Origin of the sequence: Enterococcus sp. DIV0008 (genome assembly GCF_050542615.1) — a bacterium.
GTDB lineage: Bacteria > Bacillota > Bacilli > Lactobacillales > Enterococcaceae > Enterococcus_D > Enterococcus_D innesii.
In genome coordinates, this window is the sequence record NZ_CP172937.1 from 2,732,533 (window position 1) to 2,755,833 (window position 23,301).

The window sequence follows — 23,301 nt, forward strand, 5'->3', positions numbered from 1 at the left end:
ATTACTCCTCTATCATTTGAATATCAGCTCCAAGAGCCGTTAGTTTTTCGATGATATGATCATAGCCGCGCAAAATGTACTCGACATTAAAGACGCTGGTCGTGCCAGTCGCCATCAATCCGGCAATGACAAGGCAAGCTCCTGCTCGTAAATCAGAAGCGACAACTTCTGCTCCGTGCAATTGGCTTGGTCCGCTGACAAAAATCATGTTGCCTTCTGTCGTTGCTTGTGCGCCCATTCGTGCTAATTCAGGAATATGGTTGACCCGTTTGGCGTAAATCGTGTCCATGATTTCCGACGTTCCTTTTGCTTTTAGCAATAATGGTGTGATCGGCTGTTGCAGGTCTGTGGCAAATCCTGGATAAGGATAAGTTTTCACAGTCGCTGGTTTCAAGTCTTTTGAGGGATGCACATAGATTTCATCTTCACTAATATCCATTCGCACGCCGATTTCTTCCAATTTCGCAATGTAGCTTTCTAGATGCTCATAAATCACATTTTTGACAGTAATGCCTTCCCCCGCTGCTGCGGCTAAAGAAAGGTAGGTTCCTGCTTCGATCCGATCTGGAATGATGGAATGACGACAACCGTGCAATTCTTCCACGCCTTCGATACGAATTTCATTGGTACCTGCACCTCTGATTTTCGCTCCCATATTATTTAAAAGGGTGGCAACATCAATGATCTCAGGTTCCCGTGCGGCATTTTCAATGATCGTTTTGCCTTTGGCTTTTACTGCTGCCAGCATCACATTGATGGTTGCTCCGATGGAGACCATATCTAGGAAGATCCGTTCGCCAGTCAAGCCTTCTTCTTCGGTACGCAAATACATAGCACCATGTTCATTGGTGACTTTTGCGCCAAGTGCTTCGAAGCCTTTAATATGCAGATCGATGGGTCGCGGGCCTAAGAAGCAGCCGCCAGGCAATCCAACGACGCCTTCACCAAACTTCGCCAACAATGCCCCCATGAAATAGTAAGAAGCTCGTAGACTATTGATTTTTCCGTTAGGCATCGGGATCGAAACGATGTTTGTCGGATCGATCTCAAGCGTATTGTTTTCAAAATGGGTCTTCACACCCATGATTTCGATAATCTCAATTAATGAGTGCACATCTTGGATGTCAGGCACTCCTTCTAAAATGACCGGTGAATCAGCTAAGATCGCTGCCGGGATCAATGCGACTGCACTGTTTTTTGCGCCGCTAATGGTGACTTCACCTTTTAAGGGACGATTGCCGTTGATGACAATTTTTTTCATGGAATTCCACCTATACTCTTTTTTAATTTATGTGTATCATTCCAATTTTAGCACAGATCCCTCAAAGAAAAAAGATGCAGGATATTTTTGATCCCCGCATCAAGAATATTTTCTTGGAAAACAAAAAAACTCTTAGAATCAGTGATTCTAAGAGTTTTGATCTTTGATTAAGATTAAGCTTTACCAGCTGAACCGAACCAGTCGATGTGTTCTTCTGCATCTTTAACGATTGCAGCAACACCTGGTGCTAATAATTTACGAGGGTCGAATCCTTTACCTTCTTTATCTTTGCCAGCTTCGATGTATTCACGAGTTGCTTTAGCAAATGATAATTGGAATTCAGTATTTACGTTTACTTTAGAAACACCCATTGAGATTGCTTTTTCGATTTGGTCTTGAGGAATACCAGAACCACCGTGTAATACTAATGGTACATCAGAACCTACTGCATCAGCGATTGCTTGTAAGTGGTCAAAAGCAAGGCCTTTCCAGTTTTCAGGGTATTGACCGTGAATGTTACCAATTCCGCAAGCTAGGTAATCAATACCAGTTGCAACCATTTGTTTACATTCTTCGATGTCAGCTAATTCGCCAGAACCGATGATTCCATCTTCTTCTCCGCCGATTGAACCAACTTCACACTCCACAGAAACGCCTTTTGCGTGTGCTTTTTCGACAACTTCTTTAGCCAATTTCAAGTTTTCTTCAAATGGTAAGTGAGAGCCATCAAACATAACAGAAGTGTAACCAACTTCGATACATTCCATTGCTGCATCATAATCACCATGGTCTAAGTGGATTGCAACTGGAACAGTGATGTTCATTGAATCAACCAAGTTTGTAACGATGTCTTTAGCAACTTTGTATCCGCCCATATATTTGGCAGCACCCATTGAAGTTTGGATTAGAACTGGCGCTTTTTTCGCTTCAGCAGCTTTTAAAATCGCTTGTGTCCATTCTAAGTTGTTTGTGTTGAATCCGCCGACTGCATATCCGCCTTGACGAGCAGCTTTTAAGAATTCAGCTCCTGATACTACTGGCATAAAAAATTCCTCCTAAGTTTTGAAAAACTTTATTTGTTAAGCAATGCTTAACCGACAATGCTATTTTAGCAAATATTTGCGGTATTTGCTACTAAAAAGAGGAATTTCTCTTTTCAAAAAAAGATTGCACAAATATAAAAATCCAGCATTTTCATCATCTTTTCTGAAAGTCTACGATTCTGTAAGGTTTTGCTCTCCTATATGCGGTCGTTAGATAACATATCAGCGTGTGAAAATTCGAGAAAAATTTCACATATTTTTTCGTCGTTTTATCATAATTTTCCAGTAAATCCTTCCTTCTTCTCCTCTGAGCATAAGAATAGCCTTGTGAAAGCGGCTATATTATTATGTAAAAAAGGAGGGATAAAATGAAAAAAGCGCTTATTGGATTTTTGGCAGTCATCGGAGTTCTTTTCTTGGCAAGTTGCAGCTCGGGGGCCAAAGAAGAAACCAAAACATTCACAATGGATCAAAATGGGGTTTCGATGGAACTGGTCTTCACTTATGAAGGCGATAAAGTAAAAACTCAGACTGCGAACAATGTCATGCCTTATTCAGCAATTGGGGTAACGACCAAAGAAGAAGCACAGACGGTACTTGATCCGATCGCAGAACAGTATCAGCAAGTCAAAGGGTTGGACTATTCCCTCGACTATACAGATAGTGAAGCGACTGAATCCTTGAAGATCAATTACGACGAGTTGGATTATGATTCAGCAAAACAATTGCCTGGGGTTAGTTTTGAAGGAAATACCGAAAATGGGATCAGCATGGAACGTACAGAGGAAATGCTCTTGGATCAAGGGTATAAATTAAAAGAATAATCCTCTCTAGGCACCAGCAAATCAACACGCGTTTCCGCTGGCGGATTTCATTCGAACTGTTAGCGAAAAAAATAATGCATCAGCCTGAAACTTCCGGTCGTTTTGACGGAAGTTTTTTGTATGCAGAAACAGATGATTTCCACCAACGCTCACGCAAGTGTCAACCTTTTACGGATTACTGGGATCGCGCAACTCAAAAAACTCCCCATCTTGAGATGAGGAGTTTCGCACATTCATTTTTTGGTTTGCGGCTAGCGATTATTACGCTTGACGGTTGTCTAATGAAGCACCAACAAATGCTTTGATCAAGCGTTGTGGGCGTGTTGGACGAGAAATCAATTCTGGGTGGAATTGGCAACCCACGAAGAATTTGTTTTCTGGAATCTCAACGATCTCAACCAAACGATTGTCTGGCGATACACCTGAGAAGACCATACCATTTGCTTCAAAGATTTCACGGTATTTGTTATTAAATTCATAACGATGACGGTGACGTTCTTGAACAACTTCCTCCCCATCATAAGCTGCAGCTGTTTTGGTGCCTTTTTTCACTTTACATGGATACAAGCCTAAACGCAATGTTCCACCTAAGTTTTCGATGTTTTCTTGGTCAGCCATCAAGTCAATGATGTTATTGGCTGTTTCAGGATCCGTTTCTGCGGAGTTGGCATTTTCCAAGCCAACGACATTGCGGGCATACTCCACACAAGCCATTTGCATCCCTAGACAAATCCCTAAGAATGGCACATCGTTTTCCCGAGCATATCGGATCGCTTCGATTTTCCCTTCAATCCCACGATCCCCAAATCCACCAGGAACAAGGATTCCGTCTACTTCACCTAAGTAAGACTCCACATTTTCCCGTGTGATTTCTTGGGCTTTGATCCAATCGATCTCGATGTCTGCATCAAAGGCAAAACCAGAATGTTTCAAGGCTTCGACAACTGATAGATAAGCATCTGGCAATTCCACATATTTTCCGACTAATGCGATGCGTACTTTTTTCTTCAAATTCAGCACCTTTTCTTCCAATGCTTGCCATTCAGTCATGTCAGCAACTGGTGCGGTCAGTTTCAAATGATCACACACGATTTGATCCATGCCTTGCGCTTGCAGTGCCAATGGGATCGAATAAAGGGTCTCAACGTCACGAGATTCGATCACGGCTTCTGGTGCCACGTCACAGAATTGTGCCAATTTGTTTTTTGTTGATTGTCCTACGGGTTGTTCTGTCCGAACGACCAAGATATTTGGTTGAATCCCTAAGCCGCGCAGTTCCTTCACACTGTGTTGGGTCGGTTTGGTTTTCATTTCGCCCGCTGCTTTCAAATAAGGAATCAGCGTCGTGTGGATGTACATCACATTGTCTGAACCTACGTCTGCTTTCATTTGACGCAAAGCTTCTAGAAACGGCAATGATTCAATATCCCCTACTGTACCGCCGACTTCTGTGATGATCACATCTGAATCAGTCATTTTGGCTGCCCGCATGATTTTTTCTTTGATCTCGTTGGTGATATGCGGGATCACTTGAACAGTCGCGCCTAAGTATTCTCCTTTACGCTCTTTCCGCAAAACTTCTGAATAGATTTTTCCAGTTGTTACATTTGAGTATTTGTTCAAATTGATATCGATAAAGCGTTCATAGTGACCTAAGTCTAAGTCGGTCTCTGCTCCATCATCGGTTACGAATACTTCACCATGTTGGTATGGGCTCATCGTTCCTGGATCAACGTTGATGTACGGATCGAATTTTTGAATGGTTACTTTCAAGCCGCGATTTTTCAACAGACGTCCTAATGATGCTGCTACGATCCCTTTACCAATAGAAGAAACCACACCGCCGGTTACAAAAATATATTTTGTCATAAACTGAAAAACTCCTTTAATCTATTTTACAGGAAAAGCATTTAGAAAATAATAAAAGCTCCCTATCCATAAATGAATAGGGAGCGAAAATTCTAAATCACTTTCTGACTCTTGTAAAGAGTGCCCAAACAGAATGATACATTCTCACCTAGCAAATGTCAAGAAAACTTTATCTGATTTTTTCAGAAAAAACGGAGGTTTCCAAACGAAGCGTTTTACGCTTCGATGCAGCTAGTTTCTCCTTTTTCACGCCGGCATTCTATGGTTACTCTTTCTTAAACAACCTTCATGTTTTCTACACAACTTTTTGCAATTTTTTCATTGCTTCTTACGAAATCGTTGAACTCTCTTTGGCATAATACAAAGTGTAGATGAAGTCTGGCGCTTTACTCGTTTTGGTAAAAATGATCGGAACGTATTTCTGGTTATTTTTGGCAAAGACGAGGTGCAGGTTCGATTCCTGCCTTCTACGCTAGTGATGCGGTTGAAAGGAAGCTCTGAGGATCAATCGCAGCAATCCTTAGATTATTGTTTAACCAATGAAACAAAATCAACGTTCGTCCAAGCATTTGCTGAAGCCTTGCTGTAAACCCCGATTTCACAAGCACCTGTTGTAATTGGAATGTCTTTGATTGTAATTTTTGTCCATTCACTTGTTTTAACAACCGCAGTATTTAGTTCCGCTCCACCATAATTTTTGATATATAACTGATTGGTATCAAACTCTCCCCCAGACATTACATAGGCACTCAATGTGTAAGTTCCATCGCTGATGCCACTAACATTTTGATAAGCTGATGCCTCGTAAGCTTGGTCCTGCCAAAAAGTTAATTTGTAGTCTCCAAAAAAAGTCCCAGCTTCCGTTTTGATCGTACCTTCAGCTGTTCCTTGTTGAAACCACGTTTGCCAATCGGAAGGACTGGTCGTTGGTCCATCGCTCTCGAAACTTGCATTTTTAACCAGATTTGTTTGCGCCCCTGCTTGTTTAAACGCACGCAAGCTTGGCAAGGCGTTTCCAGCAAAATCAAACATCGCCTGGTTGTCCCATTCGTTTCCCATAGTAGATTGAACACCGAGATAATTCATACCTGCTTGTGTTGCCCAACTCACGTTTCCGTTGTACCAAAGAGGTTCCCAATAAAAGAAGCCCGCCCCGCGATCATTCGGCACCGCTTGAATACGATCGGCTAGATCCAGCAAATACTCTGCTTGTCCTGACGGTGTTGGTTCATATCCCCCCGCCGCTGCTTCGGCTTCGCCAAAGGCATTTGGCATAGTATCTGCATTCGCTGTTGTATGCCCATAAGCTGTTTCAACTACGATCACTTCTTTGCCATACCGTTGACTGATCGTATTCATATTGGTTTGAAGTTCATTCATTGAACCGTGCCAATACGGATAATACGATACTCCAATTAAATCAAATGACACACCCCGACTGGTGATTTCATCAAACCACCAAGTAAATGCTCCTGTATCGCCACCATCAGCTAAGTGGAGCATTACTGGAGTTGTTTTAGGTTGAGTGTCTCGAACAGCTTGGACACCAGACTTCAAAAAAGTAGCTAATCGATCAAACTCTCCCCCGTCTTCTCCCCAAGACTTGCCATAAGGCCAGAGCATGCCACTATTCAGTTCATTGCCGATCTGAACCATATCAGGATAAACGTCTAGCTGCTTCATTTCCGACAGAACGTTCTTTGTATAGTCATACAACGCCGTATTCATTTCTTCAAAGGTCAGATCTTGCCACGCTTTAGGAACATTCTGTTTCCCAGGATCAACCCAAAAATCACTGTAATGGAAATCTAGCAACACGTTGAGTCCAAGACTCTTTGCTCGTTTTGCAAGGGCAATCGTCGTTTCCAGATCATTTGTCCCTGCCCCATAACTTTCTCCGTTACTATTATAAGGATCCTGCCACAAACGCAGTCGAACATAGTTGACACCATTATTTTTTAGAATCTCTAAGGCATCTTTTGAAATACCATCTTCATAATATTTTGCACCAGATTTTTCCATATCTGACAAGATTGAAATATCTGCTCCGCGAATAAACTCGCTGGCAGATGCTTCAACTGTTTTTGAAACAGCCCCCAAAGTCCCTATCACAGCTGCAAATAAAGCGACTTTACGTAACCACGCTCCCTTTTTCATTCATTTGCTCCTCCTTTATTGAAATTGGTTCAGAATAAATTGAACGGCTTTTTCAGGATCTCTCGTTAATCCGATATATTCTGCTCCTTTTGTCGCAACCAGCTTGATTCCTAAGCGATCGGTATCTTCTTTGATATCATCATAATAAGAATTGACTTGCGGTGCTAAGACCACCATATCAAAATCCTGCAGCATTTCGTAATGAGAACCATAAGCACCCGCCATTGCACTGATCGGTGCTTTCGATTCAGATGCGCCTTCTTTTAAAGCATTAGCTAACATCGCACTTGTCCCTGCTCCAGCACAAAGCACCAACACATTGATTTCTTTATTTGTATCGCTGATAATTTGGCTCGCTACCACAGGTACTTCCTCACGTATAGCAGCAGAAGCACCTTCCTCGGTTGCGATCACTTCCGCTTTTTGTGCTTCTTGCTCTACTAAAACAGCATCGTATGCTTTACAAAATGGTAGATAGATCAGGAAGTCAACGACGATTAGAACCGCTGCTAAAACAAAGGCTAACACCCCCATGCCCGTTCCTAGAACCAGACCGATCGGTGCCGGAGTTGCCCAAGGTAAAACGTACATAAAACTGTTCATGCCTAGCACATCGACAAAAAACTTAAACAAGCAAACGTTTACAACTGGTGTTAACAAAAACGGAATGAAAAAATAAGGATTCAAAATCATGGGTGCTGCAAACAACAATGGTTCATTGACAGCAAAACTTACTGGAATAAAGGAAGCTTTCCCGACTGCCTTCAATTGTTTGGACTTAGCAAAGAGTAGGAAGATAAAAGGAACGACCAATGTGGCCCCAGTTCCTCCCATAGTTCCTACAAAATTTCCTAAACCGACTGTCAGTACTTTTGAAGCTTGCTCACCGGAATTGAACAATTGCAGATTGGTTTCCACATTGGCATAGATAATTGCTGCAATTGCTGGTTCCACGATTGACGGTCCATGAACACCGACAAACCAAAATAGCGCCATCGCTCCCCAGATGATAGCGATTCCTAAATAACCGTCGGCTGCTGTGAATAATGGCTGCAGCACAGTAATGATTGCTTCTGCAAATGAGATTTGGAAAATTTGCCGAATACCTAAATCAATTAAAACGGCCGCAAATACTGAAAAAGAGAAAGGAAAAATATCTCGGAAGGTTTGCGAAATCGTACCAGGAACTTCTTTAGGCATCTTAATGGTAATGTCTTTCAGCACACAAAACTTATATAAATTAACTGTTAAAAATGCAGCGACAAAGGACGCCAATAGCCCCTTTGTCCCCATGTATTCCGTTGAAAATCCGCCTTCGATCGGAGAGACGCTTAACAACAGGAAACTTACCACAGAAGCCAGCATCACAGAAGTCGTGTTGATCACTTTGTTTTTCGGTAAGCGGCGATTCATCGAATCAGCCAAGCAGCGAGCAGTGGTTGCTGAAACAAGTAACCCTACAACCCCCATCGAATAATTATAGACTTTCCACAACCAAGTGGAGACAGCTTCAGGCCATTGGTAACCAAAAATCTCAGGAACCGCAGCAATCAAAATGAATATGCTTGAGAATAAAATAGCCGGCATCGCTGTTAAAAATCCGTCACGAACGGCTCCCAGATAACTATTGCGTGAGATTTTTTCAAAAAACGGTTTCCCTTTTTCGATTTGTTTAATGATTCCATCCATAGCGTTCTTCTCCTATCCTTGATTCTGCTTGTACAGTGCAATAAAGTCTTGAATCAGATCCCTCAGCAACAAAGTGGTCATTAAATGGTCCTGTCCATGAATAAAAATGAATCCCATCTCCATCTCTTTTCCCGATGCTTCTTCCGCTAAAATTTTCGTTTGCGAATTGTGTGCAAGAGTTAAATTTTCGTCGGCTTCTTTCAGTGCTGAATCAACATGCTCAAAGTTCCCTTGTCTTACTTCTTTCAATAATTTCAATAATGTACTGCGAGCGTCCCCTGAATAAGCAACGATCTCAAAACCAAGCATTTGTAATTCCTCTTTATTCATCTTTTCTTCCTCCATTATTACTTATTAAATAATCGTTTTGGTTTCACTAACTAATTTGTACCAGTATGCTGACTCTTTCGGGTAACGCTTCTGGGTTTCAAAATCAACATAAAACAAGCCATACCTTTTGTTATACCCATTTGTCCATGAGAAAAGATCCATAAGCGACCACAAAAAATATCCCTTCACATTTACCCCAGCTGTTATCGCCTTGCTTAAGGATTCCAAATAGACTCTCAAATAGTCGATTCTCGGCTGATCCATAATGATGCCATCTTCAAACTGGTCTTTATACCCCATGCCGTTTTCAGTGATATAGATTTTGTTGTAATGCGGGTAATCGCTTTTAATTCGCAACAACAAGTCATAAAGACCTTCTGGATAAATCAGCCAGTCCCAATCTGTTCGAGGAATTCCTTCTTTATAAATGCGTTCTCCGATCCCCTTCACTTTATAAACAGAGGTCCCTTTTTCACCCGTGCCATTATGATGGATCGCGTTTTCTCCATCGTAAGCTTTGACAAAATGGCATTGGTAGTGATTGATCCCTAAATAGTCATTACGCGTGGAGGCTTTTTTCAATTCAACGAAATCTTCTTCAGGAAAATGATAGCTGGCCTGATTTGCTTCACATATCTCATCAAGAGCAGTCAAGGTTTCAGTTGAATAATAGCCTAAATAAGTAGCATCTAATAAGAAGCGGATCGACAATGCATCGTCTAAAAAGGCTGCATGCTTATCTTCTGGAGCATCTGTTGCCGCATATTTCGTCTCCAATGAGTGAACGACACCGATTTCGCCTGGAAGTTCGTTTTCTTTGAAATAGTTCACAACACGTGCATGGGCAACCATCATATTATGAAGACAGGCGATGATTTTTGTAAAATCATATTTGATTCCTGGTGGGAAAACGCCTAACAAATATTGATTGGTCGCAACAGGATAGATTTCATTAAAGGTACTCCACACTTTCACTTCTTTGAATTCATGAAAACAAAAAATGGCATAGGAAACGAATGCTTCTATTGTTTCTCGATTCAAAAAATCTCCCTGGTCAAACAAACGTTTAGGGGTATCAAAATGATGCAATGTCACAAACGGCGTTACGTTTCTTTTCGCACATTCTTCGAACACACGATGATAAAAAGCGATTCCTTCTGGGTTCGGTTCCCCATCACCATCAGGAAAAATTCGACTCCATGCAATGGATAATCTTAGCCCATTCACACCAAATCGTTCACACAATTCAATATCCCTTGCATATTGATGATAAAAATCACTTGCCGGATCAGGACTGAATCTACCCTGTTCCTCTAAAAAATCATCCCAAGCAACAGCGCCTTTGCCGCCCTCCTTAGTGGCTCCTTCAACCTGATAGGCTGCTGTGGCTCCACCAAAAATAAAATCTTCTGGTAATTTAAGCATGTACATCTCTCCTCAAATCTATAATCAGTTTCCGCATTTTCTAACTGATTGAATTGTAATCGCATCCAAAACATTTGTCAACAAAAACAAACATAAATAATCACAAAAATCGGAAAATAATGATGGTTTTTATTGAAACAAACATAGAATATGTTTAAAATGTTTGTTTTTGTTCGAATTAGATTGACTGCTAGCCGATTATATGATAGATTATCTTTAAATTAGAGGTGAAGACGATGCTGAAAAAAGAAAGATTGTTTACTATCGTAGAAATGGTCAATAAAAAAGGAATTCTTACTGTTAACGAGATCATCAATCAATTAGATGTTTCTGATATGACCGTTCGCAGAGATTTAGATGAATTAGAAAAATCGGGCAAGCTGCTACGTATCCATGGAGGGGCTCAAAGTCTTTCCTATACTTTAGATCAAGAACTTTCTCACACCGAAAAAGCCACTCTACAGATTCAAGAAAAAAAAGAAATTGCTGCCGCAGCAGCCTCATTGATTCACGAAGGGGAAACGATTTTCTTAGGACCAGGTACAACAATCGAACTATTGGCGACACATTTACTGAACAAGAAAATCCGGATCATTACTAATAATTACCCGGTTTTTGATATTCTTGCGCAAGCAGATGGACCGGAAATTTTACTAATTGGCGGCGATTTTCGTAAAAATACCGGTGCATTTGTTGGACCGATTACTAACGACAATTTAAGAAGATTAAAGTTTACAAAAGCATTTATCAGTTCAAACGGGGTACACAACGAAGCCATTTCTACTTATAGTACAGAAGAAGGAGAAGCCCAGCAGATCGCATTAAATAATTCCCGTAAGAAATATCTGCTCGTTGATAACAAAAAGTTCAACCGTGATGATTTTTATGTATTTTATAATTTGCATGACTTCGACCTACTCATTACGGATCGTCAAATATCACCTGAGCTACAAGAGCACTATGCACAATATGTCGATCTGCAAATTGCTGATTCAACCGAAAATACCACTATAGGAGTGTAACTATGAAAGGGATTATTTTTGATTTTAACGGAACAATGTTTTTGGACTCTCATCTACATGAAGCTGCTTGGCTGCACATGATTCATGATCATACAAAAGATGGTTTATCAGATGAGGATATTTTAAAAAATATCCATGGTCGAACGAATACGGAGATTTTAAAACATTTCATTTCAGAACATTTGACTGTCTCTGAGATCGCCGTCTTGTCAGAAGAAAAAGAAAGCTATTATCGTATGCTTTGCTTGCAAAATGAGAACGATCTCCAATTGACAAAGGGGCTTGAAGCGACTCTTGATCAGCTGACTGACCAGCAGATTCCATTAACGATTGCCACGGCTACTGTTAAAGAGAATGTTGCTTTTTATTTTGATACTTTCGATTTAGCACGCTGGTTTGATTGGGATAAGATCGTCTATGACGATGGCTCTTTTCCTGGAAAACCGCAACCGGATATTTTTCTTAAAGCGGCTGGCAAATTGGGCTTAGCTCCTGCTGATTGTCTTGTTATCGAAGATGCTTATTCAGGTTTGCTTGCTGCCAAGCGTGCTGGGATTGGAACAATTATCGCAATTGATCCATTCGGAAAAAATAATGCAGTATTTGAACAGGCACAGCTAAATAAAGATGGAACAATCAAAGATTTTACTGATTTTTGGACAGAGTACCTATCTGTCATATCCGTTAATTCTTAAGCGATTCTATTAAAAACAACTGAGATGCATATCTCCTTTTATAAAAAACTGCAGTGAAATGACACGTGTCTTCATGTCATTTCACTGCAGTTTTTTTCATTTTCGTTTAGTTCTTACTCATTCTGCTAAAAATTTCTAGATTTTCTCCAACCAATCATTGTCATTCTTTTTGTTCTTTGAGAAAATAAGCACAACTCAATCGATTAATTTAACATTTTATCGATTTTTTTCGATTTTTTCAGTTGAAAGATGTTCACTTTTTTTATTTTCAGTTGTTGTATTGTTAAGGAGGGAGAAAAATGCGTTTGAATGCTTACGAACATTATTTACTGAAGTTAACGAATGACTTGGTTCATTACCTGCAGTCCCTCGGCGCTTCTCAACAGGATGCCGAAGATATTGCTCAAGAAGCAGTTGTTAAAATCCTTGAAATCGATTCGGTCTTAACCGCAGAAGCGATTCGTCCGTGGCTGTTTCGTGTGGGGATCAATGGTTACTTTACGTTGTATAAACAAACAAAGCGACGGCGAGAAATCGTCAGGCAGTATTTGCCAGTGACTGCTTCTGGTATCAACTGGCAAGAAACTGATGATGATCTTTATGAGACACTTCAAGAATTACCCGTTTCTACCTCCACCCTTTTGATCATGAAGTACGCAGAAAATTTGAGTTTAAAAGAAATAAGCTTTTTACTGAATCGCCCGGAAGATAGCATCAAAACAGCATTATACCGAGGAAGAAAACAACTGAAAAAACGAATGGAGGAAAAGAATCATGACTATTAAAGATCAAGAATTTAAAAAAATCGTGAAAAAAGCTCGGCTAAAAAACACACATAGGACAATTGTTATTGCTGTACTGTCTTTGATAGTATTGATTGGTCTACCAGGGGGGCTTTATTTAAACTATTACAATTACGGTCCTTTTCGAGGAGAAAAAATAGCGGGTGTTCCAGATAATCATCTAGTTCAAGTCGAAAATCAAATGGATCTTTCCAGATTATTATTTGATTTTGGCTCACAGCTAAAATTTAATACCCAAGCTCGAGCGATGACGGTTTATTTTGATCACTATCAAAAAGGCGATAAAACAACCCACAAGCTGATTGCTTCCTTAATGACAGATACCAAAAGCAATTATAACGGTTATTTAACAATTGGTATTTCTAAAGGGGAAAAAAAGCTGCTCGTAAACTTATCTTCCAATGGCGGAGCATCAGAAACAACGACAGATCTTACGGCATTTCAGTATATTTCTCTTGGAGAAGACAATGATCTTCCCGGGGGAGCAATCTACCACATTGAAGAAGATCCCCTAGAAATCCAAAAAAATGTTGAGATTCCTTTGATTTATATTGCACAAGGTGGCGACCTAAAATTATATGATGTGATGGAAAATAACTTGTCCGAAGAAAATTTAAAAAGCGTTGAAAACGTCTATTACATTTACTTAATAGTAGAATAACGAAAAAAGACCAGTTCAGGATGCCTGAGCTGGTCTTTTTTCTGTCATACTGTCGATTAATTCCGACGGTTGTTATTACCGAATAAAATAATCAAACGTAAGAGCTGCAATAAGGTTGCTACGGCAGCTGCGACATAGGTCAACGCTGCGGCAAAGAGCACTCTTCTCGCTTGAGGCACTTCCTCTTCTGTTAACAAGCCACCATCTGCCAAAATACGGATCGCCCGTTTTGAGGCATCGAACTCGACTGGCAAGGTCACTAATTGGAAAATAAATGCCAATGAGAAAGCCAACAAACCTAAGTTGATCAGAAACGAGCCTCGTAACAGTACCCCGATCAAAATCAACGGGATCGAGATGCTAGTTCCGATATTGGCGATCGGCACGATCGCATGACGCAAACGCAAAGGAAAATAACCTTTGGCATCTTGGACTGCGTGACCACACTCATGGGCTGCAACACCGATTGCTGCTACCGAAGTTGATTGTGCGGTGGATTGTGATAAACTCAGCATTTTGTTGCCAGAATTGTAATTATCCGTCAAATCACCAGCGATCGCTTGCACACCAACATTATTGATTCCTTGGCTCTGCAAGATGTACTGCGCCGCTTTTGTGCCGGTAATATTATTTTTACTTCTGACTTTGTCATATTTGTTAAAGGTACTTTTGACGTACGCTGACGCTGCTAGCGATATCACCATACCGATAATTACGAGAATGAAAGTCGGGTCATAAAAAAAGCCGAACCCGTATCCGCCCATACCATACACGATAAAATTCCCCCTTTTAATCTTTGACCTTATTTTACCATTAAAGTGGTGAAAAAATTATGAAGATGACTGGAAGATTTTGTTTTTAACCTTTTTTTACAAATTCTGATTTTAGTTTCATCGCGCCGAAGCCATCGATCTTGCAATCAATGTTGTGGTCGCCTTCGACTAATTTGATGTTTTTCACTTTCGTTCCTTGTTTGATGGCGCCAGATGCGCCTTTGACTTTCAAGTCTTTGATGACTGTCACTGTATCACCATCTACTAAAATATTGCCATTGGCATCTTTGTATACGGGTGCTTCTTCCGCCGCTTGTTGCTCTTGCCATTCGTTTCCGCATTCAGGACAAACAAACAGCCCGCGATCTTCATAAGCGTATTCAGATTGGCAATTTGGACAGTTAGGAATTTGAGTCATAATGTTGCTCCTTTAAAATATAATTTTCGCTGTAAAAAACAACTCACCATCAGCATACCGAAAAACCACTAGTGGCGCAACCAAAAATCAGTGACCGATAAGCAAAAAAATCGCTTCTGTAGAGTAATAACAGAAGCGATAATTCACGTGTATCCGAAAAGGAACTACACAGAATTCATTTTTATTTCGAGAAATAATTTGCACAAGCATCGCCGATCCACTGGATGAGTTGTACCAAAAGGATCAACAAGAGAATCACCACAATCAAAATCGCCGTTTCATAGCGATAATAACCATACTGAATTGCTAAATCGCCAATGCCGCCTGCACCAATTGTTCCCACCATCGCTGAGTAGCCTAAAAGACTGATCAAAGTTAGCACAAATCCGCGAATCAAGGCTGGCAAGCTTTCTGGTAAAATCACTTCGCGAATAATTTGCCCCGTCGATGCTCCGGAAGCGACACTAGCTTCAAGGACGCCATAGTCGATTTCGGCAAATGCGGATTCAGCGATTCGGGCGTAAAAAGGAATCGCGGCAATCGATAAAGCAATCGCTCCGCCGGCCGGGGTATAAGGATCACCGATCAGCATCGCTGATAACGGAATCAGCGTAATCAATAAGATCAAAAATGGTAGCGAACGGATTGCATTGACGACAAAATCGGCCAGATGATGCAAGAAAACATTTTTATGAAAAAGTTTACTGCCGACTAAAAACAGGACTAATCCAATCAATAAGCCGAAAACTACTCCTATAATTGCTGAAGTTCCCACCATGAAGAATGTTTCCCATAGTGCTTGGGGCAGGTTTGTTTTTAAAATCTCAAGCGTATCAGCCATTTTCTTCACCTATCTTTCTTAGAGAAAAGACGTTCGCAGCTAGGTGTGCTCGGGCTTTTGCTGCTTCTTCGGCGGGGCCAGTCAAATAGATATACAAAATACCGATCACATCTTTTTTGATATACTCAATTTTTCCGTGGATAATATTGATCGACACATCATAGGCTTTGGCTACAGTCGAAATCAGTGGTTCTAACGTATACTCCCCTTGATAGCGCAATTCCAGCAAGTCGCCTTCCGTGAAGGATGCTAGAATCTCCTCGGGAAGCGTCAGATCCAAGTAACGACCTACCAGTTTTTTCGTCATAGGCTGTTTAGGCTGACTGAACAAGCCGTAGGTCGTTTGTTCTTCAACGATGCGACCCTTCTCCATCACTGCCACCCGATCAAAAAACTTGCGGGCAACATCCAATTCATGGGTGATAAAGACGATGGTGATGCCTGTCTGTTCCTTGATTCGAATCAATAATTTCAAAATTTCTTCAGTCGTTTCAACATCTAACGCACTGGTAGCTTCGTCACATAACAAAATCTCAGGTTCATTGGCAATCGCTCGTGCAATGCCGATCCGTTGCTTTTCTCCCCCAGACAAATTATTCGGATACTCGTGAATTTTGTGAGGCAGATCCACCATTTCCAACAGTTCCTTAATCCTCGCTTCTTGCTTTTCTTGCGGATAATGCCCAGCACGCAAAGCAAAGGCTAAATTTTCCTTGATGGTTCGATTATGGATCAGATTGAAATGCTGAAAGATCATCCCGATTTTTTGTCGTACTTCACGCAAGTGTTTCCCTTTGGCTTGCGTGATGTCTTGACCATCAATCAGAATTTGACCGCTAGATGGTACCTGCAGTAGATTCAACGTACGAACCAAGGTACTTTTCCCAGCCCCGCTCAATCCGACGATCCCGTATACTTCTCCAGCTTGAACGGAAAAATCAACGGAATCCACTGCTTTTTTGATTTGTTTTTTATGAGTGAATGTCACTGATACTTGTTTTACTTCTATTTTTGCCATAAGATATGCCCTTCTTACTCAGTCCAAAATTTCGGTTGATCAAAGTTGCTGAACGGTGATTCGGCAATCGCTTCTTTAAATGCGTCACTTTCTAATACTTCCGTAACTGCCTTAGCAAAATCACTGTCTTCTTCTTCGGAGGACACCACAAAGACATTTTTATATTCTTCTTTCAATGACTCCAACGCCAAAGCATCTGCAGGATCAAGAGAAGCCGCCCAAGCGAAGTTTCCTGGTACTAAAGCTAAATCGACGGTATCTAACGAACGAGCCAATTGAGCTGCGTCTAATTCTTTAAATGTCAGATTCTTCGGATTTTCTTCGATGTCATTCACTGTTGCTTTCGTTTCGTCGATATTGTCTGCGATGGTGATCAACTCATTGGCAGCTAACAGTTGCAAGGTCCGAGCTAAATTTGAGGCATCATTGGCAATCGAAACAGTCGCCCCGTCTGCTAACTCATCCAAGCTGGACAGTTGCTTCGAATAGATGCCCATTCCCAGTGTTGGCACTTTTTGTAATGCCGTAAGGGATAACTGGTTATCTGCCGAAAATTTTTCTAGATAGGCCGTATGTTGAAACAAATTGGCATCGATTTGGCCATTCGCCAAGGCATTGTTCGGCTGAATATAATCATTAAACACTTTGGTCGTGAGTTGATACCCTTTTTCTTCCATTAATGGCGAGATCACCTCCGTCACCATGTCCCCGTATGGTCCCGGCGCCACTCCAACCACTTTTTCTTCCACTGCATTTACACTGTTTTCACCAGACTGCGTATCCTCTGTGCTGCTAGTATTGCCACAAGCTGCCAATGTAATTAAGACAGCAGCAGCAACTAATCCAACGATTCCCTTTTTCAACTGTTTCATTTCTTTGTTCCCCCTTTTTATAATAAAAAAACGTCCTTTCTCCATCATAGAGAAAGGACGAAACAACCTTGTTCGTGGTACCACCTTTAATTTATTGGCTGAACCAGCCAACCTTATCAGTTTATTAACTGCTTTGCTGTATCGGGCAATCCCGCTGCACGCTTGCTTTTGCTCACGTCCAAACGCTCCAAGGCCATCTTCAGTCAAACGGCTGTGCTCTTTCTCACCAATCCGAGCTCTCTGATCCAATCGAAACTGACTTACTCTTCTTATCATCGCGTGTTTTTTAATTTGTGTTTAACTATACGATAGCCTCAAATGAATGTCAATTCTTTTTTTCACGAAAATATCATCTTTTTGCAATAATTTTCACAGTGTTTACAGAGCCAAATTCTCATCTAGAATCAAGCCTTCAGAGACCATAACCGCATCGCCGATCAATTCTAATGCGCCCTGATCAACATCAACTTCTACCGTTAACTCGCCACCTAACACGTGCAGCAAGACATTCGCTGCCGCTTGCTGGTGACGTTTGGTCACGACATACGCAGTGGCACCAGAACCTGTGCCGCACGCATAGGTAAAACCTTCCACCCCTCGTTCATACGTGCGAACGATCAGATCACCCTTGTCATCTTCTTCATAGAAATTGACATTCGCCCCTTTGGGGAAAACCTCCCAATAGCGTATCTCTTTGGCAAGTTCAGCCAGCTGTTCCAACTCAGTTTCTGCCAGACCAGGATAGTGAACCACCGCATGAGGGATTCCTGGATCACCCAATTCCACATAGTCCACGAAAGAAACCATTGGATTCGGGTACGCTTGATCAAATGTAGTCACGGTGGGTGGATTCAAGGTTACTTTGTAGTGTTTTGCCGACAAGCGCCATGCGGGGACATCGCCAGCAACTGTTTCGATGGTCATCTGCTCGCCAGCAATTCCCTTCTCAAAGGCATAACGGGCAATACAGCGAGCGCCGTTGCCGCACATTTCTGCTTCGGTCCCATCAGCATTGTAAAACCGCATCCGAAAATCAGCGGTTCCTGTGCGAAAATCCACTGCCATGACTGCATCCGCGCCAACAGAAAATTTCCGATGGCAAACCTGAGCAGCAAATTGCGACAGTTGTTCATGGGAGAATTTCAATGTGCGGTTATCGATTACGATAAAATCATTTCCTGCACCTTGCATTTTTGTATAAGGAATCGTCATGTTGTCACCTGCTTTTCAAAATTTTACTTGCTGGAAGCTCCCTCTTTTAGAAACGAAGGAACCACTTCATTTTGCAGCATTTGCTCGTAGGACTGGCGTTTAACGGCTAATTCCGCTTGGCCGTTTTCCACAAAGACGACTGCAGGAATCTGTAAATTATTGTAGCTGCTGGCCATCGAATAGCCATAAGCTCCTGTTGCGAACGTAGCAAACAGATCCCCAGTTTCAACGGGCGGTAATGCAAGATCTTTTACTAAGATGTCCGTACTCTCACAAGCTTTGCCAGAAATGGTGATCTTTTGTGTCGCAGCTTCGGAAGCGCGGTTGGCTAAGATACCAGTATAAGTTGCTTGATAAAGACCAGGACGAATATTGTCTGTCATGCCACCGTCAATGCTGGCGTATGTTCTGATTCCCGGCAATGTCTTGATACTGCCGATGGTGTGCAAACTAATGCCTGCTTCTGCGACGATACTGCGACCGGGTTCAATAACGATGGTCGGACGTTCGCTCTGGTGCTGCGCATAAAAGGCGTCGATTTTTTCCATCACAGGATCTAAAAAGTAGCTGTAGGGTTGGCGAATATCTGCATCTGTGTATCGAACGCCAAAGCCGCCGCCAACATTTAGTTCTTTGATCCAATAATCAAAACGTTCATGAATAGTTTGGACAAGGGCCAAAGCCGCATCAACTGCCGCTAGATGTGAGCGATTGTCCGACAATTGACTGCCGACATGAAAATGCAGGCCATAGAAATCCAATTCAGGTGCTTGAATCACTTCTTCCACTAACGGAAATAAGATTTCTTCATCTAAAGGAATCCCGAATTTTGAATCTTTTTGTCCGGTCGAGATAAATTGATGGGTGCTGACCGAAACCTCGGGTGTGATGCGCAACAAAATTTTAGCAACGACTTGCTTTTCTTGACATAACGCGCGGATCAAGCCGACTTCTTGAATGCCATCAACGATGATCCGTCCCACGCCATAATCAAGGGCGGCTGCTAATTCTTCAATGGATTTGTTATTGCCGTTAAACTCGATGTGTTCTGCTGGAAAATCAGCTTGGATCGCTGTATACAGTTCCCCACCGCTAACCACGTCTAATGAAAGTCCTTCTGACTTGATCACTTGCAGCATCGCTGTGGTACAGAAAGCTTTAGCGGCATAGGCTGCCCGTGTCTTGCTGTAGCGCGTCAAAAACTGCGCCTGAATCTTTTGGCATTCTTCGCGAATCTCCGAAACGGAATACACGTAAAGGGGAGTTCCAAAGGTTTTTGCCAGCTCAACGGTATCGCAACCGTCAATGTATAAGTGATTGTTCTTGATTTCTTTTGCCATCGCTTTACTCCTTGTCTGTCGGCTCGTTCAACGCCTCGATCAAACGAACGTAGCATTCGATGCCTTGCAATAGATTTTTTTCGTCAAAATTCATTTTGCTGCTGTGTAAAGGGTGGACATAACCTTTTTCTTCATTTCGGGTACCGACAAAGAAAAAGACGCCGGGGATTTCCTTTTGGTATATCGAAAAATCCTCTGCCAACATATATGGCGGTGTTTCTCGGTAGCTCTCCCCAACCACTTTTTCCAATACTTCCACCATCTCAGGATCATTGTCCACGACACGATAAAGGTGCTCGAATTCGACATCCGCCGTGCAATCATATCCTTTGGCGATTTCTTGTGCGACGGTGGTGATTCTGCGCGTCATCGTTTCATAGACTTCATCTTCAAACGCCCGCATCGTTCCTTTTAAAACGACCTTGCCGGGAATGATATTTTCCGCATCTCCCCCATGGATCTTCCCAAAAGTGATGACCCCAGCAGAAAGCGGGCTGATATTGCGTGAAATGATCGAATGCAATCCTTGAATGATCGCAGCCGCGGCTAAAATGGCATCATGTCCTTGATGAGGCTGGGCACCATGGGCACTCGTGCCGTTGATCGTTAGATTGATCTCGCCGTTACGGGCCATCATCGGACCTTTCCGACTCGCAATGACTCCTTCGGGAAAGTCTGGGAAGACATGCAGCCCCACGATTTTTTCCACGCCAAAATCTCGTAAGATGCCTTCATCGATCATCAATTGAGCGCCACCGGGGCTTTCCTCGGCTGGTTGGAAAATCAAAACGATCGTTCCACGAATCACTTCAGGATGTGTTGCTAAATATTTAGCAAACCCTAGCATCGTTGCCATATGGCCGTCATGACCGCAGGCATGCATTTTCCCTTCATGTTTGGAAACAAAGGAAACACCTGTCTCTTCTTTGATCGGCAGTGCATCGATATCCGTTCGAAAGGCCAGCGTCTTTCCTGGACGATCGCTGCGAAAGACCGCAATCAAGCCGGTTTCAATCACTGGATAGATTTCTTTGATTCCAAAGGATTGCAACTGACGCAGCAAGTATTCCTTTGTTTTGAACTCAGTTAACCCTAATTCAGGGATTGTATGTAATTCACGACGAAAACGAACCACGTCTTCGGTTAATTTTTTGACTGCTTGCGATACTTGCATGTTAAAACACCTTTCTATTCATTCCTTTTAAAAATATCCATAAAAACCAACGAATATTCAGTTTTTCATTGATATTGTTTAATATTATAGTATATAATTCGAATAATCTATAGTATAAATTGTCGAAATGTTTCGATTTTTATTGAAAAATTTACCCCTCGTTTTGGTACACTTATACGTAGAGTTACGAAAAATAAATTGGTTGAAAGGATGTGTCGTAGTTTGACAATATTCAAAGGTTCTGGCGTTGCGTTGATCACCCCTATGCTTCAAGATGGTTCGGTGGATTTCGATAAGCTGAAGGAGTTAGCGGAGTGGCATGTGCAGCAAGGAACGAATGCAATCATTGCATGTGGTACGACCGGTGAAGCATCCACGTTAGACGATGAAGAACATATCGCGGTGATCGAAGCGGTGGTAAAACAAGTTGCTGGTCGAATCCCCGTCATCGGCGGAACAGGCTCCAACAACACCCAACATGGGATCCATCTTTCAAAAGAAGCACAGCGCGTTGGTGCTGACGCATTATTGGTTGTAACACCCTACTACAACAAAGCGACCAAGAAAAGTTTAGTCGCTCACTATGAAGCAATCTGTCAAAGCGTTGAGCTGCCAGTGATCTTATACTCCGTCAGCTCAAGAACCGGCTTAAATTTAACACCTGAAGCTGTGGCAGAACTGAAAAAAATCCCTAATATCAAAGGCATCAAAGAAGCCAGCGGCGACATTTCGCAAATCGCAGAAATCGCTCGTCTTGCGGATGATGACTTTGCGATCTACTCAGGAAATGACGATCAAGTAACCCCAATTCTAGCTTTAGGTGGCTCTGGCGTGATTTCAACGATCGGCAATATCGCTCCGAAACAAACGGCACAACTCGTTGCTGATTTCTTAAATGGTGATGTAAAAGCAGCCATCAAAGAGCAATTGCGACAAAAACCGTTGATCGATGCGATTTTCAGTGAAGTAAATCCTGTGCCGATCAAAGCAGCGGTCTCCTTGCTAGGCAAATGCGAATTGCATTATCGTTTGCCTTTGGGTGTCCCAGAAGATGCGACCCTCGTTCATTTAGAAGAAGAAATGACCAATTACGGATTGCTGTAAGGAGGAGTTTTTGGTGAAACAGATTTTATTAAGCGGTGCAAACGGTCGCATGGGCAAAGTGTTGCAAAGCCTGATCGCAAAGCACCCTCAGTTAGAAGTGGCCGCCGGCTTGGATCGTACCGAGCAATTAGATGGTCCTTTTCCAATCTATGATCGTCCAGAAAAAATCACGCAGCCGATCGATTTGGTGATTGATTTTTCTCATTATAGCAATGTCCCTGCCTTGTTGAACTATTGTGTCGAACAGCAGCTGCCAATCGTGGTTGCTACAACTGGTTTGACGGAAGACACGCAGATGATGCTGCCGTTAGCTGCTAAAGTGATTCCGGTTTTCTATTCTGCCAATATGTCGTTGGGGATCAATGTGCTGATCAAAGCACTACAAAATATCACCCCCGCATTAGAAGCTGACTTTGACATTGAGATCATCGAAAAGCATCATAATCAAAAACTCGATGCGCCAAGCGGTACAGCTTTGCTGTTGGCAGATAGTATCAATGACAGCTGTGAAACAAAAAAAGAATATCTCTACGGGCGTGAAGGCAGTGATCTAGTAAATGACCGCAAGCAGATGGGCATCCATGCCGTTCGCGGCGGAACGATCCCTGGGGAACACATTGTCATCTATGCTGGGCAGGATGAAATCATTGAATTAAAACACACTGCGCTCTCCCGCGAAATCTTCGCCAATGGTGCGCTAAAAGCAGCGGAATTTTTAGCCGATCAACCAGCCGGTTTTTATTCCATGCAAAATCTAATCGACAAGTAAA

22 protein-coding genes and 1 other annotated feature are annotated in these 23,301 nt (G+C 42.1%); of the genes, 7 read left to right on the plus strand and 15 right to left on the minus strand.

Features of this window, described 5'->3' with window-relative positions; genetic code table 11:
• Position 1: 1 nt before the first annotated feature.
• Positions 2–1,261: a UDP-N-acetylglucosamine 1-carboxyvinyltransferase gene (locus tag IGI84_RS12830; protein WP_060791464.1), complete on the minus strand. Its 1,260-nt coding sequence runs from the start codon at positions 1,259–1,261 to the stop codon at positions 2–4.
• A 173-nt stretch (positions 1,262–1,434) separates the two neighbouring features.
• The gene (locus IGI84_RS12835) at positions 1,435–2,304 is read right to left on the minus strand and encodes a class II fructose-bisphosphate aldolase (protein WP_005228297.1); all 870 of its coding nucleotides are present in this window, start codon (positions 2,302–2,304) and stop codon (positions 1,435–1,437) included.
• Between the two features lie 368 nt (positions 2,305–2,672).
• On the opposite strand from IGI84_RS12835, the gene IGI84_RS12840 reads away from it, so the two are divergent.
• A complete protein-coding gene (locus IGI84_RS12840) occupies positions 2,673–3,128 on the plus strand; it encodes a YehR family lipoprotein (RefSeq protein ID WP_142425536.1) in 456 nt (151 codons plus the stop codon).
• Positions 3,129–3,389: 261 nt separating this feature from the next.
• Here IGI84_RS12840 and IGI84_RS12845 read toward each other — a convergent pair whose 3' ends face one another.
• From IGI84_RS12845 to lacG, 5 genes are all read right to left on the minus strand, one after another.
• Positions 3,390–4,997, minus strand: coding sequence for a CTP synthase (locus IGI84_RS12845; protein ID WP_081117877.1), 1,608 nt, complete (start codon positions 4,995–4,997; stop codon positions 3,390–3,392).
• Between the two features lie 525 nt (positions 4,998–5,522).
• Positions 5,523–7,154, minus strand: coding sequence for a glycoside hydrolase family 53 protein (locus tag IGI84_RS12850; RefSeq protein WP_081117876.1), 1,632 nt, complete (start codon positions 7,152–7,154; stop codon positions 5,523–5,525).
• 15 nt (positions 7,155–7,169) lie between these two features.
• The gene (locus IGI84_RS12855; RefSeq protein ID WP_220426439.1) at positions 7,170–8,843 is read right to left on the minus strand and encodes a PTS lactose transporter subunit IIBC; all 1,674 of its coding nucleotides are present in this window, start codon (positions 8,841–8,843) and stop codon (positions 7,170–7,172) included.
• Between the two features lie 12 nt (positions 8,844–8,855).
• A complete protein-coding gene (locus tag IGI84_RS12860; RefSeq protein ID WP_010749967.1) occupies positions 8,856–9,173 on the minus strand; it encodes a PTS lactose/cellobiose transporter subunit IIA in 318 nt (105 codons plus the stop codon).
• 24 nt (positions 9,174–9,197) lie between these two features.
• Entirely contained in the window at positions 9,198–10,598 is a 1,401-nt protein-coding gene (gene lacG, locus IGI84_RS12865) for a 6-phospho-beta-galactosidase (RefSeq protein WP_142425066.1), read from the minus strand.
• A gap of 236 nt (positions 10,599–10,834) precedes the next feature.
• Between lacG and IGI84_RS12870 the strand changes: the two genes are divergently transcribed.
• The 4 genes from IGI84_RS12870 to IGI84_RS12885 all read left to right on the plus strand — a co-directional run bounded on the left by IGI84_RS12870 (position 10,835) and on the right by IGI84_RS12885 (position 13,779).
• The gene (locus tag IGI84_RS12870; RefSeq protein ID WP_016621693.1) at positions 10,835–11,620 is read left to right on the plus strand and encodes a DeoR/GlpR family DNA-binding transcription regulator; all 786 of its coding nucleotides are present in this window, start codon (positions 10,835–10,837) and stop codon (positions 11,618–11,620) included.
• Positions 11,621–11,622: 2 nt separating this feature from the next.
• Positions 11,623–12,315, plus strand: a complete 693-nt coding sequence (locus tag IGI84_RS12875; protein ID WP_081117874.1) for an HAD family hydrolase — start codon at positions 11,623–11,625, stop codon at positions 12,313–12,315.
• Between the two features lie 299 nt (positions 12,316–12,614).
• The gene (locus IGI84_RS12880) at positions 12,615–13,100 is read left to right on the plus strand and encodes an RNA polymerase sigma factor (RefSeq protein ID WP_096741670.1); all 486 of its coding nucleotides are present in this window, start codon (positions 12,615–12,617) and stop codon (positions 13,098–13,100) included.
• Entirely contained in the window at positions 13,090–13,779 is a 690-nt protein-coding gene (locus IGI84_RS12885) for a hypothetical protein (RefSeq protein WP_220426440.1), read from the plus strand. The genes IGI84_RS12880 and IGI84_RS12885 overlap by 11 nt, the downstream gene beginning before the upstream one ends.
• Positions 13,780–13,835: 56 nt before the next feature.
• On the opposite strand, the gene IGI84_RS12890 is transcribed toward IGI84_RS12885, so the two are convergent.
• The 8 genes from IGI84_RS12890 to IGI84_RS12925 form a co-directional block, all read right to left on the minus strand.
• Positions 13,836–14,543: a zinc metallopeptidase gene (locus IGI84_RS12890; RefSeq protein ID WP_016612795.1), complete on the minus strand. Its 708-nt coding sequence runs from the start codon at positions 14,541–14,543 to the stop codon at positions 13,836–13,838.
• Positions 14,544–14,637: 94 nt separating this feature from the next.
• On the minus strand, positions 14,638–14,970 hold the full coding sequence (locus IGI84_RS12895; protein ID WP_005228268.1) for a zinc ribbon domain-containing protein YjdM: 333 nt from the start codon (positions 14,968–14,970) through the stop codon (positions 14,638–14,640).
• Between the two features lie 181 nt (positions 14,971–15,151).
• A complete protein-coding gene (locus IGI84_RS12900) occupies positions 15,152–15,811 on the minus strand; it encodes a methionine ABC transporter permease (protein ID WP_081117871.1) in 660 nt (219 codons plus the stop codon).
• The gene (locus tag IGI84_RS12905) at positions 15,804–16,829 is read right to left on the minus strand and encodes a methionine ABC transporter ATP-binding protein (RefSeq protein WP_016621699.1); all 1,026 of its coding nucleotides are present in this window, start codon (positions 16,827–16,829) and stop codon (positions 15,804–15,806) included. Before IGI84_RS12905 ends, IGI84_RS12900 begins: the two co-directional genes overlap by 8 nt.
• A 14-nt stretch (positions 16,830–16,843) precedes the next feature.
• Complete coding sequence (locus tag IGI84_RS12910; RefSeq protein ID WP_142425063.1) at positions 16,844–17,701, minus strand: MetQ/NlpA family ABC transporter substrate-binding protein; 858 nt, start codon at positions 17,699–17,701, stop codon at positions 16,844–16,846.
• A gap of 50 nt (positions 17,702–17,751) precedes the next feature.
• Positions 17,752–17,986 (minus strand) — a binding site (T-box leader).
• Between the two features lie 93 nt (positions 17,987–18,079).
• Complete coding sequence (dapF, locus tag IGI84_RS12915) at positions 18,080–18,913, minus strand: diaminopimelate epimerase (protein ID WP_220426441.1); 834 nt, start codon at positions 18,911–18,913, stop codon at positions 18,080–18,082.
• Positions 18,914–18,936: 23 nt separating this feature from the next.
• Positions 18,937–20,253: a diaminopimelate decarboxylase gene (lysA, locus tag IGI84_RS12920; protein ID WP_010749977.1), complete on the minus strand. Its 1,317-nt coding sequence runs from the start codon at positions 20,251–20,253 to the stop codon at positions 18,937–18,939.
• Positions 20,254–20,257: 4 nt separating this feature from the next.
• Positions 20,258–21,427 (minus strand): M20 family metallopeptidase, encoded by a 1,170-nt coding sequence (locus IGI84_RS12925; RefSeq protein ID WP_220426442.1) that lies wholly within the window; start codon positions 21,425–21,427, stop codon positions 20,258–20,260.
• A gap of 222 nt (positions 21,428–21,649) precedes the next feature.
• On the opposite strand from IGI84_RS12925, the gene dapA reads away from it, so the two are divergent.
• Both dapA and dapB read left to right on the plus strand, forming a co-directional pair.
• Positions 21,650–22,531: a 4-hydroxy-tetrahydrodipicolinate synthase gene (dapA, locus tag IGI84_RS12930; RefSeq protein ID WP_008380503.1), complete on the plus strand. Its 882-nt coding sequence runs from the start codon at positions 21,650–21,652 to the stop codon at positions 22,529–22,531.
• A 13-nt stretch (positions 22,532–22,544) separates the two neighbouring features.
• On the plus strand, positions 22,545–23,300 hold the full coding sequence (gene dapB, locus IGI84_RS12935) for a 4-hydroxy-tetrahydrodipicolinate reductase (protein ID WP_220426443.1): 756 nt from the start codon (positions 22,545–22,547) through the stop codon (positions 23,298–23,300).
• The last annotated feature ends 1 nt before the right edge of the window (position 23,301 follow it).